Raw genomic sequence first — 14,789 nt, 5'->3', positions numbered from 1 at the left:
GTTCGTCTCGCACGACCTCGCCGTCGTGCAGCAGTTCGCCGAACGTGTCGTGGTGATGCGCCAGGGCGTCGTCGAGGAGCAGGGCGCGACCGGTGACACCCTCGTCCACCCGGAGACCGACTACACCCGGCGGCTCCTCGCGGCCGTCCCGGTGCCCGATCCCGTCGTGCAGCGTCGTCGTCGCGCCGATCGTCTCGCGGCCCTCGGGACGGTGACCGCGTGAGCGCCGAGGTGCTCGCCGGCATCGACGTCGGCGGGACGAACACGAAGGTGCTGCTCACGACGCCGGACCTCGAGGTCGTCGACCGCGTCGACCTGCCGACGCCCGCGCACGCGGGCGGCGCGGCCATCGTCGCGACCGGTGTCCGTGCCGTGACGGACCTGCTCGACCGGCACCGGGCCTCCTTGTCGGGTGTCGGGGTCGGCGCAGCCGGCGTCGTGGACGCCGCGACCGGCACGGTCCTGGTGACCGGGAACTCCTTCACCGGCTGGGCCGGGTACGGCGTGACCGCGGCCGTCACCGGAGCACTCGGCGTGCCCGCGACCCTCGACAATGACGTGAACGCGTTCCTCCTCGGCGAGGTCGCCACCGGCGCGGTCGCGGGCGAGCCGGACGTGCTCGGGATGACGCTCGGGACCGGTGTCGGCGGGGCGCTCGTGCTCGGCGGATCCCTCTTCGCCGGACCACGCGGCGCCGCGGGGGAGATCGGTCACGTGCCGGGCTTCGGCGACGCGGTGTGCACGTGCGGCCAGGTCGGACACCTCGAGACCCTCGCGGGCGCCCGGGGCATCGCCGACCGCTACGAGGAGCGGTCCGGCCGGCGTCGCTCCGTGCGCGAGGTCGCCGAGGCCGCGCGCACCGGCGACGCCGACGCCGCCGAGGTCTTCGCGCGCGCCGGGTGGGGGCTCGCCCGCGCCGCACTGCTGACCGCTGGGGTCCTCGACGTGACGACCGTCGTGATCGGCGGGGGGATCGCCCGGTCGTGGGACCTCCTCGAACCCGCGATCACCGCGGCCATCGAGGCCGAACCCCCGGTCAGCGGCGCGCCGATCCGGCTCGCGCTGTCCACGCTGGGGTCCGACGCCGTCGCGCTCGGTGCGGCGGCGCAGGTGCGGGACGTCGTGTTCGGGGCTGCGCCCGTCGTGTGACGCGGGTGGCGGTCACGGGCCGGCGACACCGACCTGGGGCGGGTGCTCGACCACCTCGGCGGCGCCCGCCTTGTCGAGTGAGCCCGGGAAGTTGAACCGGGCGAACCGGCCGGTCGGGTCGTGGACGCTCGACGGGCGGGTGATCGACGATCCGGCGAGCGCCGCGAGGAGCGCATCGCGGTGCGCCCCGGTCACGGTGGCCTCGCGACCCTCCCTGATGACGAGCACCACCGTGCGCCGCTTGCGGATCCCCAGACGGATCGAGAGCAGGTCCGGATCCAGGTTCGTGAACGGCTCCAGTTCCGCGAAGTCCACCGCGGAGAACGGCACGACCCTGCCGCGGAGCCGCACGAGGCCGCGTTCGCGGTCGATCGCGAAGGGCCGTGACACGAGGTGGAGCACACCCCACGCCGCGAGCAGGACGAGTCCCCAACCTGCGAACCAGATCGGGACCGCGATCCACCCGAACGACTGGAACGGAGACGGACCGCCCTTGCTCATGAACGCCGAGGCCGTCCCGAACGCCAGGACGAACGGCCACAACCGTCCGAGTCGACGGTGGATCACCCGCCGCTTCGGTCCGTCGTCGAACTCGACCCAGTCGCCCGCCACGGGCCGGACGGTACCCGCCCGCATCCTCCGCCGACCGGCAGGGTGCATCCGCGACAGCCTCATCGACATTCGTTCAGGCTGTGGATGCTGTCACGGCGTGTGCAGCCCCGTGCCCCTGAACCGGCGCGGAGCAGCTCCCGAGCATCGTGGCCGCATGAGCCAGTACGACAAGCGCGACCCGAACACCCTCTACCCCGCACCGCCGTACCCGGAGCAGGAACAGTCCCTGCCGGGCGCCGCCTGGAAGATGGACCCGCAGCCCGACCACGGCGAGCAGAGCTACGTCGGCAAGGAGCGACTGACGGGGTACCGCGGCATGGTCACCGGCGCCGACTCCGGCATCGGCCGTGCCGCCGCGATCGCACTGTCCCGCGAGGGCGCCGACCTCGTCCTGTCCTACCTGCCCGACGAGCAGGAGGACGCCGAGCAGGTCCGCGACCTCCTCGAGGGCGAAGGGCGCCGCGCCGTGCTGTTCCCCGGTGACATCTCCGACGAGCAGTACTGCAAGGACCTCGTGCAGAAGGCCGTCGACGAGTTCGGCGGCCTCGACACGCTCGTGATGGTCGCCGGTCGCATGGACAGCAACGACGACGTCCTGACGCTCACCACCGAGCACTTCGACTCCACCTTCAAGACGAACATCTACTCGCTGTTCTGGCTCACGAAGGCCGCGGTGCCGCACCTCGAGCCCGGTTCGACCATCGTGACGACCGGTTCGATCCAGGCGAGCACGCCGTCACCGGACAAGATCGACTACGCGATCTCGAAGAGTGCCGTGAAGACCTTCACCGAGGCCGTCGCCCAGCAGCTCGCGCCGAAGGGCATCCGCGTCAACTCGGTCGCACCCGGTCCGGTGTGGACCCCGCTGCAGCCCGGTTCGGACGACGCCGAGACCGTCGCGCACTTCGGGGAGTCGTCGCCGTTCGGTCGCCCGGGGCAGCCCGCGGAGCTCGGCGCCGCCTACGTCCACCTGGTCAGCCCGGAGTCGAGCTACCAGTCCGGCTCGACCATCACCATCGCGGGCGGGACCCCCGCGTTCTGACGGCCCACTGTCCCCCGGACTCCGGGAGACTGAGGAGTCCTCGTGAGTACGGTCTCGACCATGGTCGTGTGGATCGTGGTCGGGATCGTGCTCCTGGCGTCAGTCGTGCTCATCGTCGTCGAGGGCAACGTCATGCGGAAGCCCGCGGCCGAGCGCTCGAGCGGTGAACAGCGCTTCATCCGTGCGAGCCGGGCCGTCGGGCGCGGACAGCAGACCTACGCCCGCGTCGTCGCGCCGTGGCTCGTGCTCGGCTCCGCGCTCGTCGGACTCTTCGCCACCGTGCCGCTCTGGATGAGCGGGGAGACGGGTGTCGCGATCGGGCTGACGGTGTTCTTCCTCGTCTTCGCGGCGGGCATGCTCGTGTTCTGGGCGAAGGTCCTCCGACACCGGGGGCCGGGCAGCGCGTGGCGGGCCGCCGAGGACGAACGCATCCGCTCCGCTGACGAGGCCGGCCGGCCGCGCTGGTTCGTGAGTGTGAAGGCCGGTTGGGCACTGTCCGCGATGTTCACCGGCCTCGGCGTGGTGTTCCTCGTCCTGGCGCTGACCGGCGGCGGCTCGCTGCTCGCGCCGGCCGTCGTGCTCGGCGTCGGGCTGCTGTTCATGGTCCTCGTCGGCATCCAGCAGCGGGCCGAAGCCCGGAAGTGACCGCGGGGCCCCGCGCCCAGCGGATGAGACCCGGACCGACGGGCGCCACCGCTGCACGGTGCTGGCAGCATCGGACCCGACGACGGGAGTGACGATGACCGGTGTGACGCACGTGGTGCTGGTGACGTGGGACGGCGACGACGGACGAGCGGCACAAGGGGACGCGCTCGCACGGGAGCACCTCACGCGGATCGAGGGCGTCGAGACCGTCCGGTCGGGGACCAGCGTGAGCACCGAGGGGCTCGAGGGCGGGTTCGACTGGATGCTCGTCGTCGGGTTCCGCGACCGCGCAGCGCTCCAGGCCTACCTGCCGCACCCCGAGCACCAGCCCGTCGCCGAGCACATCCGGGCCGGCAGCAGCCGGGTCGTCGTGTTCGACATCGACAACTGACGCCGCCGCGGCGGGGACGGCCGGCTCGGCGGTCCGACGGGGCCGGTTCCGGCCCGGCAGTGGCCCGGTGACGGTCGGGAGGCGCGACACGGCGCCGCCACGTGCCTCCCGGCCGATCCGTGCCTAGGCTGGGCCGGTGGCCGACGCGACCGGACCGACCGTCCTCCTGACCGCCTTCGAGCCGTTCGGGGGTGCCACGACGAACCCGTCCTGGGACGCCGTGACGGCGCTCGCCGACCGGTGGGACGGCCCCGCCCGGATGCGGGTCGAGCAGCTGCCGGTCGTCTTCGCGGAGGTCCGGCAGCGACTCGTGGCCGCGATCCTCGAGCACCGGCCGACCGTGGTGGTCGCGACCGGTCTCGCCGAGGGACGGTCCGCGGTGACGCCCGAGCGCGTCGCGATCAACGTGCAGGACGCGAGGATCCCGGACAACGCAGGAGCCCGGCCGGTCGACGAGCCCATCGACCCGAACGGTGCGACGGCCTGGTTCTCCGGGCTGCCGATCAAGCGGATCGTCGCGGGCATCCGGGCGCTCGACGTCCCTGCCGCGGTCTCCAACACCGCCGGGACGTTCACCTGCAACCAGGCGTTCTACGAGCTCATGTCGCTCGCCGACCGGCACGACTTCCGTGGCGGGTTCGTGCACGTGCCGGCCACACCGGGCTTCGGTGCCCCCGGCCTGCCGACACTCCCGCTGGACGACGTCGTCCGGGCGCTGGACGTCGTGGTCCGCGAAGCCCTCCGCGGCGGACCGGACCTGGTCGAGCAGGGCGGGGCGGAACACTGAGCGCTGCGACGCTGAGGGGTTTCTGATCTTCCGTCACGGGTCTCCGGGTCGGGTGCGCCGACGACCTGGGACCATGGTCGGATGACCGCCGACGCCCCGCAGCTCCGTCCCCGAGGCCGCTCGGCCACCGCGACCGACGTCGTGGGCATCCTCGAGCCGGCGCGCTACCCACTCGTCTCGGTCGCGGTCGCCGTCATCGCGGTCGTCGTCATCACGGGGGTCGGCTTCCTGCTCGGCACGGTCGACCTCGGGCTCTCGAAGGCCCTGAACACGCTGCACACCGGGGCGCTCGGCGCGTTCACGGACGCCGTGTACCACGTGATCAGCCCGGCCCCGGCGATCGGGATCACCGTCGTCGTGGTGGCCGTCATCTGGTGGCGGTCCCGTGACCTGCGTCCGGCGCTCGCGTTCGGCGGCACGATCGCGATCACGTGGGTGCCCTCGGCGGTCGTGAAGGAGATCGTGCACCGCGCGCGCCCGGACGTCGCCGTCCTGCGGCACCCGTTCGCCGTGCAGCCCGACCCGGGGTACCCGAGCGGGCACACCGTGTACATCACCGCGTTCGTCATCGCGCTCGTCTGGCTCCTGCGCGACAGCCGGTGGCACCGCACCGTGCTCGTGGCGGGCACAGCGGCGATCGTCGTGGTGTTCTTCGCGGTGTCGATCGACGCGGTGCACTACCCGACCGACGCGGCGGCGTCGATCCTCTGGTCGCTCGCCGTGGCCCCCGGCGTCCGGGTGGTCTGGGTCGACTGGCTGATGCCGCGCATCCCGTTCCTCCGGAAGCCGGTGGGCGGACGAGCCGTCCGGTCCTGACGCCCGGGGGGGGGGCGCCGTCGGTCGGGCAAGCGCGCCCGCTCCGACGTCGCTCGTGGTGATCGACGCGCGCTCCGTCGGAACGCGCACGCTCCCCGGTCCGGCCCCGCCGGTGTCAGGCGCGATGCCGGGCGAGGAGCAGGGCGACCACCGAGACCACGGCCGCGGCGAGCATCACGACCGCGAGCGGCCCCGCGGTCGCCGACCCGCCGATGCTCACGAGCGGTGAGACGAGGGCCGCGAGGCCGAACTGCAGTGCACCGAGCACGGCCGAGGCGCTCCCGGCAGCCGACGGCACCGCGCCCAACGCCAGCGCGGTCGCGTTCCCGAGCACCAGGCCGAGCGACCCCACCGCGGTGAACAGCGGGACGGCGAGCCAGAACACGGGCGCCCCGGTCACGACGAGCAGCCCGAACGCCACCGTCGACGCCGTCACGAGCCCGATCCCGACGCTGAGGACCCCGACGACGGAGCGGGTGGCCGTGAGCTTCGCGGACAGGATGCTCACGCCCATCAGCGCGAGCGCGTTGCAGCCGAACGCGACGCCGTAGCCCACCGTCCCGAGCCCGAGCATGTCCTGGTAGAGGAACGGCGACGCGGAGATGTACGCCATCATCACCGCGAACGCGAATCCGAACACGGCGGTGTACCCGATGAAGGCCGGGGAGCGGAGTGCCCGCACAGGGGAGCCCGAACCGGCCCGCTCGGCCCGGAGTGCGTCCCGGCGCGAGCGCAGGTGGGTCTCGCGGACGACGGCGAGCACGGCGACGAGCATCGCGACGGACAGGCCGAGCACGATCGTGAGCAGTCCGCGCCAGCCGAGCGGCGCGGTGAGCAGGCCGCCGAGCAGCGGGGCGACGACCGGGGCGACGCCGCCGACGATCATCATGAGCGAGAACGCCCGCGCCGCGGCCCTGCCGGAGGCGAGGTCGGAGATCACGGCACGACCGATCACCATGCCGGCCGCACCACCGAGCCCCTGGAGCAGACGGGCGACGATCAGCACCCCGACGTTCGGTGCGAGCACCGCGGCCACGCTCGCGAGGACGCACAGCGCCGCACCCGCGACCAGCGGCGGCACCCGGCCGAAGCGGTCGGACAGCGGACCGAAGACGAGCTGCCCGGCCGTGACCCCGACGAGGAACGCGGTCAGCGTGAGCTGCACGGTCGTCGCGGAGGTGTGGAGCTCCGTCGTCATCTGCGGGAACGCCGGGAGGTAGAGGTCGGTAGCGAACGGCGCCACCGCGCTGAGGAGTCCGAGGACGAGCAGGAGCGCCGTGGTGATGCCCCGTGCCGTGGTCGGTGCGGCCGCGTCGTGCGCGCGGATGGTCCCGGTGTCGGTCGTCATGGTTATGAAATCATAACTCATGGAATGTCCGCGGTACAGTGCTGCCATGCCCCCGGTGTCGGACGACCTCCTCGCGGAGTTCGCCGACGTCCTGCTCCGCGTCTCGCGCGACGTCGACCCGCACGGCCTCCGCACGCTCGACATCGTGCCGCTCACAGGGACCGAGGCGCTCGTCATGCGGTGGGTCGACCGCAACCCCGGGACCTCACCGAGCGCGACCGCCGAGGCGACGGCCCTCAAGCGCAGCAACCTCAGCGTCGCGCTCAAGGCGCTCGTCGACAAGGGGATGGTCGAGCGCCGGCCGGACCCCGAGGACGCCAGGACGGTGCGCCTCCATCCGACGCCGGTCGCGCGGGAGAGCATCGGGCGGCTGCACGCGCACTGGGTCCGCACGCTGCGCGAGGCGCTCGGGGGCGACGTCGACGGGGTCGAGGGCGCCTTCGCCCTGCTCACGCGGATCGACGTCGGCCTCCGGGGAGTGGCTCGCTGACGGGCTCCTCCTCGACGTCCTGATCGGTTGCCTGCCCGACCTCGTCCTCGATCGGCATCAGGCGCCGCGCACCCGCCCCGTCCGCGCCGAGCGCATCGCCCGGGTTCATCACCAGGCAGGCGTTCAGTGAGACGCACCCGCAGCCGATGCACTGCGTCATCTCCTCCTGGAGCCGCTCGAGCTCGAGCTGGCGGGCGCGGAGCCGTGCCCGCCACCGCTCGTTCAACCGGGCCCAGTCGCGCAGGGACGGCATCCGGTCGCTCGGCAGCGTCGCGAACTGCTCGGCGACCTCGCTCAGCGGGATACCGAGCCGCTTCGCCACCTGGATGATCGCGATGCGCCGCTCGACGTGCCGGGGGTACAGCCGGGTGCCGCCGGTCGTCCGCTCGGGGTGGATCAGGCCCTTGCGCTCGTAGAAGTGCAGGGCCGACGCGGCGACCCCGGTGCGTTCCACCACCTCGCCGATCGAGAGCAGGTCGGTCGGCTTCGGTGCGGGGATCTCCACCATGGTCGAGATCCTAGGCGCGAGTGTTCACATCGCACTTGACAGGGCTACATGTCGGTAATATGTTGGACATCACAAGGCCGGTGCAGGACCGGCTCGAACCTCGAAGGACACGACCATGAGCGTGCTCACCGCGCAGCAGGACATCGCCCGCCCCGTCTCGTCGAACTGGCCCGAGCCGACCGGCAACCCGGTCCTCGACGCGGTGCTCTCCGGTCTCGAGCGGCTCGCCGCCCGGCTGCCCTACGCCCTTGCACTCCCGGTGATGCTCGCGCACGAGGGCCTCTGCCGCACCACCGCCCGCTGAGGCCGTACGACGTCCCCGAACGGAGTCGGCACCCCGCGGGATCAGCGCACGAGTGCCGGTCCGCGGAGCCGCTCACGGGACAGCGCCGGCAGCGCGATGCCCGTGTCGTCCTCGAGCACGTGGGTCCCGGGAGGCACCACCTGGTCGACCGCGTCGAGCAGGTCGTCGTCGAGCGCCACCTCCGACGCCTGCAGGTACGCGTCCAGGTGTGACGTCGTCCGCGGGCCGACCACGACGCTCGACACGTCCGGGTGGGTCAGCGCGAAACCGACGGACAGCTCGAACAGGGTCAGCCCGGCCTCGTCGGCGAGACGCCCGAGGCGGTCGACCACCCCGAGCTTCCGGCGGTTGCGCGGCGACCCGACGTCGTAGGCCGCGGGGTCGACGAGCGTCCGCGGCGACACCGGCTGGCCGGCGCCCTCCCGGTAGGACCCGGCGAGCCAGCCCCCGGCGAGCGGTGCCCCCGTGAACGCGCCGAGCCCGAAGCGCCGTGCCACCGGCAGCACCGTGCGCTCGGCCGTCCGCGTCAGCAGCGAGTACGGCACGTGCGTGGCGGTCGCGCTCTTCCCGCCGGACCGCAGCCACTGGGCCTCGACGAGCTCCTCGGCGGGGAACCCGGGGATCCCGAAGGCCCGGATCCGACCGGCGGCGACGAGGTCCGCGAGGGCGTCGAGCGTCTCGTCGAGGGACGTCGCCGGGTCCGGACGCGCCGGCTGGTAGAGGTCGATGACGTCGACCCCGAGCCGCTCGAGGCTCCGTTCGACCGCGCGGAACATCCACCGACGGCCGTTGCCCCGGTGCGCGGGATCGGAGTCGACCGCGTCGCCGAACCGCACCGACACGAAGACGTCGTCCCGCCGACCCGCGAGGGCCGCCCCCACGGCGGACTCCGCGCGACCGCCGCCGTCGGCGTCCGACACGTCGACGGCCGTCACGCCGCGGTCGAGGGCTTCGTGCACGAGCACGGTCGCCTCGTCGAGGTCCCGGGTCGCCACGCCCGCGAGCGCGTGCGTCCCGAGTGTCAGGGCGCTGACGGGCGCCCCCGTGCGCCCGGTGCGTCGCTGTTCCATGCGCGTCACGATAGGTGCGCTGACGCGACGCACGGACGCGGGTGACGAAGCGTTACCGTCTGACGGCCTGGAGGCCCGTGGCGGGCCCGCCCCGTGCCTCCAGGCCGCCGCGCGGTAGGCTGGGGAAGTACCACGAACACGCAGTGTGTATCTACCGGCCGTCGCCCGCCCTCCGGGCGCGACGGACAGCGGCGGCACCCGATGGGCCCGCTGCCGCGGACGGCCGGGCCGAGAAGGCACACCCCATGCTCCACGCACGACCCACGTCCCTGATCGCCCACGCCGGTCGGTGGTACTTCCCGATCGCCTTCGTCGCGCGACTCCCGTTCGCGATGATGGTCGTCGGCGTCCTCACCCTCGTCGTCGCCGCGCGCGACTCGGTGGCCCTCGGCGGGCTGAACTCCGCCTCCGTCGGCATCGGCTCCGCGGTCTTCGGCCCGGTCGTGGGGGCGGCCGCGGACCGCTTCGGCCAACGACGCGTGCTCGTCCCGGTCGGCATCGTCAACGGCGTGCTCCTCGGCGCGCTGCCGTTGGTCGTGACGAGCGCCGCGCCCGACGTGGCCGTCCTCGCGATGGCGTTCCTCGTCGGGGCGTCGGCGCCGCAGGTCGCCCCGATGTCCCGGACCCGGCTCGTCGCGATCATCCGGCAGCGCATGAGCCCGGACCGCCGCGAGCGGGTCACGAGCGGGACGATGGCCTACGAGTCCGCCGCTGACGAGACGGTGTTCATCATCGGACCGTTCCTCGTCGGCGTGCTCGCGAGCGCGATCGCACCGTGGGTCGCGGTGGCCGGGGCGTCCGTCCTGACGCTCGCGTTCGTCACGGCCTTCGCCCTCCACCCGACCGGGCGTCTCGTCGCCGGCGGCACCGGGCACGTGGCGCAGGCGCCCGCCCGGCAGCTGCTGCGCCCCCGGTTGCTCGTGGTGGTGGCCGGCATCCTCGGCATCGGCCTGTTCTTCGGCGCGACCCTCACCTCGCTGACCGCGTTCATGGAGGCACACGGCGGAGCCTCGCGCGCCGGGCTCCTCTACGGCGTGATGGGCGTCGGGTCGGCGGCGCTCGCGCTCGGGTCGGCGGCGTTCCCGCGGGCGTTCGGCCTCGGCTGGCGCTGGCTGGTGTTCGGGGTCGTGCTCCTCGGCGGGGCGGTGGCCTTCGCGTACGCGGACTCGGTGGTCGCGGTCGCGCTCGTGCTCGGCGTCATGGGGATCGGCATCGGCCCCACCCTCGTGACGCAGTACTCCCTCGGGTCCGAGCGGGCGCCGGTCGGACGCTCGGCGACGACCATGACGATCCTCGGCTCGGCGGTCATCGTCGGACAGTCCCTGTCGTCGGCCGTCACGGGCGCGGTCGCCGAGCGTGCCGGTGCGGCGGGGGCGATGGTGCTGCCGGCGATCGCGGCCGGTGTCGTCGTCGTGGCGGCGGTCGCGGACCTGGTGCTCGAGCGGCGGGCCACCCGGCGCTGACCGGCGCTGCGGGCGCTGCGGGCGGCGCAGCGTCGCTGTGAGACGACCTGGCCGTTGTCGCACGACAGCGGCGGCGTCGTTCGACGTCGGACACCCGCCGCGCGCCGCCGGCGCCTACTCCGTGTCGTCGTGGAGCAGCGCCTCGTGCCGGTGGTCGCCCGACCGCAGCCCGGCCCGCGCGATCATGTGCGTCGACACCGGCACCAGGAACAGCTGGAAGACCATGATCGGGAGCACGACCCAGAGCGCCGTCCACGTCCACACGGCCACGACGACCGCCGCGAGCGCGAAGGCCAGCCCGAGCACCTGCGGCTTCGCCATGGCGTGCAGGCGGACGAGCGGGTCGGGGAACCGGACGATGCCCACGGCGGCGCCGAGCGACAGCACGGAGCCGACGAGCAGCAGCGCGACGGCGATCCAGGCGCGGATCCCGGCGCCCTCGACGAACGCCTCGATGAGGTCGATCACCTACGTCTCCTCCTCGATCGCGTGCTCCGGGGTCGTCGCGTCGGAACCCTCGTCCGACGGGTCCGACGAGGGTGTGACCGCCCGGGCCACGGCGACGGTCGCGAACACGCTCGTCGCGGCGATCACCACGAGGACCGGGACGGCGGTGAGGTCCCGACGGAGCGCCATCGCGGCGGCGGTCACGATGAGGACTGTCGTCAGCACCAGGTCGGAACCGATCATCCGGTCGAGGATCGTCGGCCCCCGGACGATGCGCCCGACCGCCAGTGCGAGCGTCACCCCGAGGAGCACCAGGACGACGGCGACGCAGACCGCCATGACCACGACTGCGGCGCTCACCGGACGACCTCCGGCAGCGGCTCGGAGAGCTCCGAGACGTCCTGCCGCGACCCGAGCGCGCGGATGACCATGGCCTCGATGCGGAGCGCGGTCCGCCGTTCGGCCTCGACCTGCTCGATCCGCTCGGTGTCCAGCACGTGCAGCAGGACCCGACGGTGCCGCAGGTCCACGTCGGCGACGTACGAGCCCGGCACGAGCGAGACCGCGATCGTCGCGAGGGTGAACGTCATCTCGGACGTGCTGTGCAGCTGCACGAGCACGATCGAGCTGCGCCGCACCCCACGTGGACGGAACGCCGCCCACGCGACCCGGAAGGACGCGGCCACCACCAACCCGCCCCACACGACCAGGAACCAGAGGACGGCAGGGAGCGAGAAGCGCCCCGACAGGGGGACCGGTGGCAGCGGGAGCAGCTGCGTCACGAGCAGCGCGACGACGATGCCGCACAGCAGGGTCAGCGGCGTCCACGAGCCCCACAGGAGTGCCCAGAGGACGGTGAGGCCGGCGACGAGCGGTACGTCGTAGCGCCACGCGACGGCGATCCGCCGCGCGTTCGTGAAGCGTCGGGTGTCGCTCATCGGTCGCCTCCGAGCACGGCCTGCACGTACCGGTCCGGCGACTCGAGCGACTCCGCCGCCCGGGTCGCGTACCCGTAGAGGGGGGCCGCCACCACCGTGAGGGCCACCGACCCGAGGACCGCGACGGTCGTGACGCCGACGAGCATGCGGGGCAGACGGGTGCGCGGCGGCGCCTCGCCGGCGACGGGCGTCGGCCCGCCCGTGGCCGTCTCGTCCGGACGGGAGGCACGGCTCGCGTGCGGTGCGTCGGTGACCGTCACCGAGCCTCCCGGGTGGTACGCCTCACCGGTCTCCTCGGAGACGGTCAGCGGCGCCGGTTCCGGCGCCCGCAGGTGCGCGTGCGGCTCGGCCGTGCTCGCGTGCGGGGCGGCCGCCTCGGCCGCCGGCTTGGGCCGCCAGAAGGCGGCGTCCCAGACGCGCATGAGCGCGTAGAGGGTCAGGAGGCTCGTCACGACCCCGGCGGCGATCGTCGCGTACGCCAGTGGGGAACCGTCCTCGGCAGCGGCGCGGAACAGACCGAGCTTGCCGATGAACCCGGAGAACGGCGGGATGCCGCCCAGGTTGAACGCCGGCACGAGGTACAGCGCGGCGAGCAGCGGCGCGGCCTTGACGAGCCCGCCGAGGGAACGGGTCGAGGTCGTGCCGCCGACGCGCTCCATCAACCCCGAGACCAGGAACAGGGTCGTCTGCACGACGATGTGGTGCACCGTGTAGAACACCGCCGCGGCCGTGCCGGCGACCGACCCCAGCCCGACCCCCATCACCATGAACCCGATGTGGCTGATGAGTGTGAAGGACAGCAGCCGTTTCACGTCCGTCTGCGACACCGCGCCGAGCACGCCGACGACCATCGTGAGGATCGCGACCACGAGCAGCACCGTGTTGAGCTGCGGCCGCGGGAAGATGATCGTCTCGAGCCGGATGATCGCGTAGATGCCGACCTTCGTGAGGAGTCCCGCGAAGACCGCGGTGACGGGGGCGGGGGCCGTCGGGTACGAGTCCGGTAGCCAGAACGCCAGCGGGAAGACCGCGGCCTTGATGCCGAACCCGATGAGCAGCATCGTGTGGAGCAGCAGCTGCACGTGCTCCGGCAACTCGGGGACCCGTTCGGAGATCTGCGCGATGTTCACAGTCCCGGTCGCCCCGTACACGAGCCCGATGGCGGCGAGGAAGATCGCGGACGCGATGAGGCTCGTCACGATGTACGTCGTCCCTGCGCGCACCCGTTGCTCGCTGCCCCCGACGGTGATGAGCACGTACGAGGCGACGAGGAGCATCTCGAACGCGACGTAGAGGTTGAAGAGGTCGCCCGCGATGAACGAGTCGAGCACGCCCGCCGCGAGCACGAGGTAGGTCGGGTAGAAGATCGTGACCGGGGCGTCCTCGTCGTCGTCGGCGAGGCCCTGCCCGATCGAGAACAGCAGGACGAGCAGGAGCACGCTCGCGCTGACCGTGAGGAGCAGGGCGCTCAGCCGGTCGACCACGAGACTGATGCCGTACGGCGCCTGCCAGCCGCCCACCTGCACGACGATCGTGCCGTGCCGGTCGACGAGCACCATGAGGGTGACGGCCACGGCGACGGCGATCGCCAGCACGGCGACCGTGATGGCCCGCTGCGTCTTCTGGTGACGGACGAGCCCGAGCGCGACCGCGGCGCCGAGCAGCGGGACGAGCACGAGGAGGGGGACGAGCCAGGTCATCGGGCGTTCTCCTCCTGCTGGGCGGCCTCGGGGTCGGTGTCGATCTCCGGGTCCTCGTCGACGACGTCCTCGTCGCCGCTGCCGTCGCGCTGGCGTCCGATCGCGGCGTCGGCCTCGTCGACCCCGACCTCGTCCGCGCGCGACAGCTTCCAGGAGCGGTGGATGAGGGCGAGGAGGAAGGCGCTGACCGCGAAGGTGATGACGATCGCGGTGAGGGCGAAGGCCTGGGGGAGCGGATCCGTGATGCCCTCGGCGGACTTCCCGATCGGTGGCTTGCCGGCGGCCCCGGACATCACGAGGAGGAGCAGGTTGAGCGCGTTGCCGAGGAGCAGGAACCCGAGCAGCATGCGCGTCAGGGACCGTTCGAGCAGCAGGTAGACGCCGCACGAGAACAGCACGGCCATGGCGATGACGAGGACCAGGGTGACGGTCACGTGGCACTCCCTTCCGGGGTGGCGGCCGCGGCGTCGTGCACGGGGTCGGACCCGGTCGTGTCGGGCTCCGTGGAGTCGGCGATCGGGGCGCGGAGGTCCTCGAGTCGCTGGCGGTCGACCTCGGCGCCGAGGCTGCGGAGGACGTCGAGCACGAGGCCGACGACCACGAGGTAGACGCCGATGTCGAAGAACGTCGCCGTGACGAACTCGACGTGCCCGAGGACCGGGACCGTGGCCTCGACGAACTCGGAGTACAGCGCCTCCTTCCCGAAGAACAGCGGCACGAGCGCGGTCACGGTGGCCGTCGCGACGCCGAGGCCGAGCAGGCGACCCGCGCGGACCGGGGCCGCGGCACCGAGTTCGGCCGGGCCGCCGGCGAGGTACCGGGCCGCCAGCGCGATGCCGGCGACGAGGCCGCCGGCGAACCCGCCGCCGGCGGCGTTGTGCCCGGCGAACAGCAGGTAGACCGACAGGACGACGAGTCCGTGGAAGAGCAGCCGGACGACCACGTCGAGGAGCGCCGAACGCCCGGTCGGCATCGCTGCGCTCGTCGGCAGCCAGGCCCGCGGCTCGCCGTCGGGAGCGGTGCTTGTCGCTCGTGATGCTCGACGGCAGGTCGCGGAGACGCGGCAGGGTGTCCTCGCG

19 protein-coding genes and 1 pseudogene are annotated in these 14,789 nt (G+C 72.9%); 10 read left to right on the top strand and 10 right to left on the bottom strand.

Annotated features, from left to right (window positions below; all coding sequences use genetic code 11):
* Both I59_RS04890 and I59_RS04885 read left to right on the top strand, forming a co-directional pair.
* A pseudogene (locus I59_RS04890) lies at positions 1-223 on the top strand (glutathione ABC transporter ATP-binding protein); the annotation flags it as partial.
* The gene (locus I59_RS04885; protein WP_022902912.1) at positions 220-1,149 is read left to right on the top strand and encodes an ROK family protein; all 930 of its coding nucleotides are present in this window, start codon (positions 220-222) and stop codon (positions 1,147-1,149) included. The pseudogene I59_RS04890 and the gene I59_RS04885, both read left to right, overlap by 4 nt.
* A 12-nt stretch (positions 1,150-1,161) precedes the next feature.
* Here the strand turns inward: I59_RS04885 and I59_RS20650 are convergent, their stop codons facing one another.
* Complete coding sequence (locus tag I59_RS20650) at positions 1,162-1,761, bottom strand: hypothetical protein (RefSeq protein WP_022902911.1); 600 nt, start codon at positions 1,759-1,761, stop codon at positions 1,162-1,164.
* 154 nt (positions 1,762-1,915) lie between these two features.
* Here I59_RS20650 and I59_RS04875 point away from each other — a divergent pair, with 154 nt between their 5' ends.
* The 5 genes from I59_RS04875 (at position 1,916) to I59_RS04845 (ending at position 5,442) form a co-directional block, all read left to right on the top strand.
* Positions 1,916-2,803, top strand: coding sequence for an SDR family oxidoreductase (locus I59_RS04875; RefSeq protein ID WP_022902910.1), 888 nt, complete (start codon positions 1,916-1,918; stop codon positions 2,801-2,803).
* Between the two features lie 60 nt (positions 2,804-2,863).
* Positions 2,864-3,448 carry a hypothetical protein gene (locus tag I59_RS20645; RefSeq protein WP_022902909.1) on the top strand — a complete coding sequence of 195 codons (585 nt, stop codon included), beginning with the start codon at positions 2,864-2,866 and terminating at the stop codon, positions 3,446-3,448.
* Between the two features lie 94 nt (positions 3,449-3,542).
* The gene (locus I59_RS19205; protein ID WP_175327910.1) at positions 3,543-3,839 is read left to right on the top strand and encodes a Dabb family protein; all 297 of its coding nucleotides are present in this window, start codon (positions 3,543-3,545) and stop codon (positions 3,837-3,839) included.
* A 136-nt stretch (positions 3,840-3,975) separates the two neighbouring features.
* Positions 3,976-4,626 (top strand): pyroglutamyl-peptidase I, encoded by a 651-nt coding sequence (pcp, locus tag I59_RS04850; protein ID WP_022902907.1) that lies wholly within the window; start codon positions 3,976-3,978, stop codon positions 4,624-4,626.
* Between the two features lie 81 nt (positions 4,627-4,707).
* Entirely contained in the window at positions 4,708-5,442 is a 735-nt protein-coding gene (locus I59_RS04845) for a phosphatase PAP2 family protein (protein ID WP_022902906.1), read from the top strand.
* A 115-nt stretch (positions 5,443-5,557) separates the two neighbouring features.
* On the opposite strand, the gene I59_RS04840 is transcribed toward I59_RS04845, so the two are convergent.
* Complete coding sequence (locus tag I59_RS04840; protein WP_022902905.1) at positions 5,558-6,790, bottom strand: multidrug effflux MFS transporter; 1,233 nt, start codon at positions 6,788-6,790, stop codon at positions 5,558-5,560.
* 46 nt (positions 6,791-6,836) lie between these two features.
* Here I59_RS04840 and I59_RS04835 point away from each other — a divergent pair, with 46 nt between their 5' ends.
* Positions 6,837-7,280 (top strand): MarR family winged helix-turn-helix transcriptional regulator, encoded by a 444-nt coding sequence (locus I59_RS04835; protein WP_022902904.1) that lies wholly within the window; start codon positions 6,837-6,839, stop codon positions 7,278-7,280.
* Here the strand turns inward: I59_RS04835 and soxR are convergent.
* Positions 7,240-7,788 carry a redox-sensitive transcriptional activator SoxR gene (gene soxR / locus I59_RS04830; RefSeq protein WP_022902903.1) on the bottom strand — a complete coding sequence of 183 codons (549 nt, stop codon included), beginning with the start codon at positions 7,786-7,788 and terminating at the stop codon, positions 7,240-7,242. The two genes, I59_RS04835 and soxR, sit on opposite strands and share 41 nt — an antisense overlap.
* A gap of 115 nt (positions 7,789-7,903) precedes the next feature.
* Here soxR and I59_RS04825 point away from each other — a divergent pair, with 115 nt between their 5' ends.
* Positions 7,904-8,092 (top strand): hypothetical protein, encoded by a 189-nt coding sequence (locus tag I59_RS04825; protein WP_022902902.1) that lies wholly within the window; start codon positions 7,904-7,906, stop codon positions 8,090-8,092.
* 41 nt (positions 8,093-8,133) lie between these two features.
* Here the strand turns inward: I59_RS04825 and I59_RS04820 are convergent, their stop codons facing one another.
* Positions 8,134-9,162, bottom strand: coding sequence for an aldo/keto reductase (locus I59_RS04820; RefSeq protein ID WP_022902901.1), 1,029 nt, complete (start codon positions 9,160-9,162; stop codon positions 8,134-8,136).
* A 245-nt stretch (positions 9,163-9,407) separates the two neighbouring features.
* On the opposite strand from I59_RS04820, the gene I59_RS04815 reads away from it, so the two are divergent.
* The gene (locus I59_RS04815; RefSeq protein WP_022902900.1) at positions 9,408-10,625 is read left to right on the top strand and encodes an MFS transporter; all 1,218 of its coding nucleotides are present in this window, start codon (positions 9,408-9,410) and stop codon (positions 10,623-10,625) included.
* Positions 10,626-10,739: 114 nt separating this feature from the next.
* Here the strand turns inward: I59_RS04815 and mnhG are convergent, their stop codons facing one another.
* The 6 genes from mnhG to I59_RS04785 all read right to left on the bottom strand — a co-directional run.
* On the bottom strand, positions 10,740-11,093 hold the full coding sequence (gene mnhG, locus I59_RS19200) for a monovalent cation/H(+) antiporter subunit G (protein WP_022902899.1): 354 nt from the start codon (positions 11,091-11,093) through the stop codon (positions 10,740-10,742).
* On the bottom strand, positions 11,094-11,432 hold the full coding sequence (locus I59_RS04805; protein WP_022902898.1) for a hypothetical protein: 339 nt from the start codon (positions 11,430-11,432) through the stop codon (positions 11,094-11,096).
* Entirely contained in the window at positions 11,429-12,010 is a 582-nt protein-coding gene (locus tag I59_RS04800) for a Na+/H+ antiporter subunit E (RefSeq protein ID WP_022902897.1), read from the bottom strand. Before I59_RS04800 ends, I59_RS04805 begins: the two co-directional genes overlap by 4 nt.
* The gene (locus tag I59_RS04795) at positions 12,007-13,710 is read right to left on the bottom strand and encodes a Na+/H+ antiporter subunit D (RefSeq protein WP_022902896.1); all 1,704 of its coding nucleotides are present in this window, start codon (positions 13,708-13,710) and stop codon (positions 12,007-12,009) included. Before I59_RS04795 ends, I59_RS04800 begins: the two co-directional genes overlap by 4 nt.
* Positions 13,707-14,144 carry a Na(+)/H(+) antiporter subunit C gene (locus tag I59_RS04790; RefSeq protein WP_022902895.1) on the bottom strand — a complete coding sequence of 146 codons (438 nt, stop codon included), beginning with the start codon at positions 14,142-14,144 and terminating at the stop codon, positions 13,707-13,709. Before I59_RS04790 ends, I59_RS04795 begins: the two co-directional genes overlap by 4 nt.
* Positions 14,141-14,789, bottom strand: a 649-nt coding sequence (locus I59_RS04785) for an MnhB domain-containing protein (RefSeq protein WP_376764443.1), incomplete at its 5' end; no start/stop codon positions are given. The genes I59_RS04790 and I59_RS04785, both read right to left, overlap by 4 nt.

This window comes from Curtobacterium sp. B8, from assembly GCF_000333315.1.
Classification (GTDB): domain Bacteria; phylum Actinomycetota; class Actinomycetes; order Actinomycetales; family Microbacteriaceae; genus Curtobacterium; species Curtobacterium luteum.
This window is presented reverse-complemented; position numbering and strand designations above follow the sequence as displayed.

Bases quoted from the DNA above. Each gene is read 5' to 3' on its own strand.
- I59_RS04795 (WP_022902896.1), bottom strand. From the start codon at position 13,710: ATGACCTGGCTCGTCCCCCTCCTCGTGCTCGTCCCGCTGCTCGGCGCC.
- I59_RS04820 (WP_022902901.1), bottom strand. From the start codon at position 9,162: ATGGAACAGCGACGCACCGGGCGCACGGGGGCGCCCGTCAGCGCCCTG.
- I59_RS04840 (WP_022902905.1), bottom strand. From the start codon at position 6,790: ATGACGACCGACACCGGGACCATCCGCGCGCACGACGCGGCCGCACCG.
- I59_RS04815 (WP_022902900.1), top strand. From the start codon at position 9,408: ATGCTCCACGCACGACCCACGTCCCTGATCGCCCACGCCGGTCGGTGG.
- I59_RS04875 (WP_022902910.1), top strand. From the start codon at position 1,916: ATGAGCCAGTACGACAAGCGCGACCCGAACACCCTCTACCCCGCACCG.
- I59_RS04845 (WP_022902906.1), top strand. From the start codon at position 4,708: ATGACCGCCGACGCCCCGCAGCTCCGTCCCCGAGGCCGCTCGGCCACC.
- I59_RS19205 (WP_175327910.1), top strand. From the start codon at position 3,543: ATGACCGGTGTGACGCACGTGGTGCTGGTGACGTGGGACGGCGACGAC.
- I59_RS04835 (WP_022902904.1), top strand. From the start codon at position 6,837: ATGCCCCCGGTGTCGGACGACCTCCTCGCGGAGTTCGCCGACGTCCTG.
- I59_RS20645 (WP_022902909.1), top strand. From the start codon at position 2,864: ATGGTCGTGTGGATCGTGGTCGGGATCGTGCTCCTGGCGTCAGTCGTG.
- soxR (WP_022902903.1), bottom strand. From the start codon at position 7,788: ATGGTGGAGATCCCCGCACCGAAGCCGACCGACCTGCTCTCGATCGGC.
- I59_RS04800 (WP_022902897.1), bottom strand. From the start codon at position 12,010: ATGAGCGACACCCGACGCTTCACGAACGCGCGGCGGATCGCCGTCGCG.
- I59_RS04825 (WP_022902902.1), top strand. From the start codon at position 7,904: ATGAGCGTGCTCACCGCGCAGCAGGACATCGCCCGCCCCGTCTCGTCG.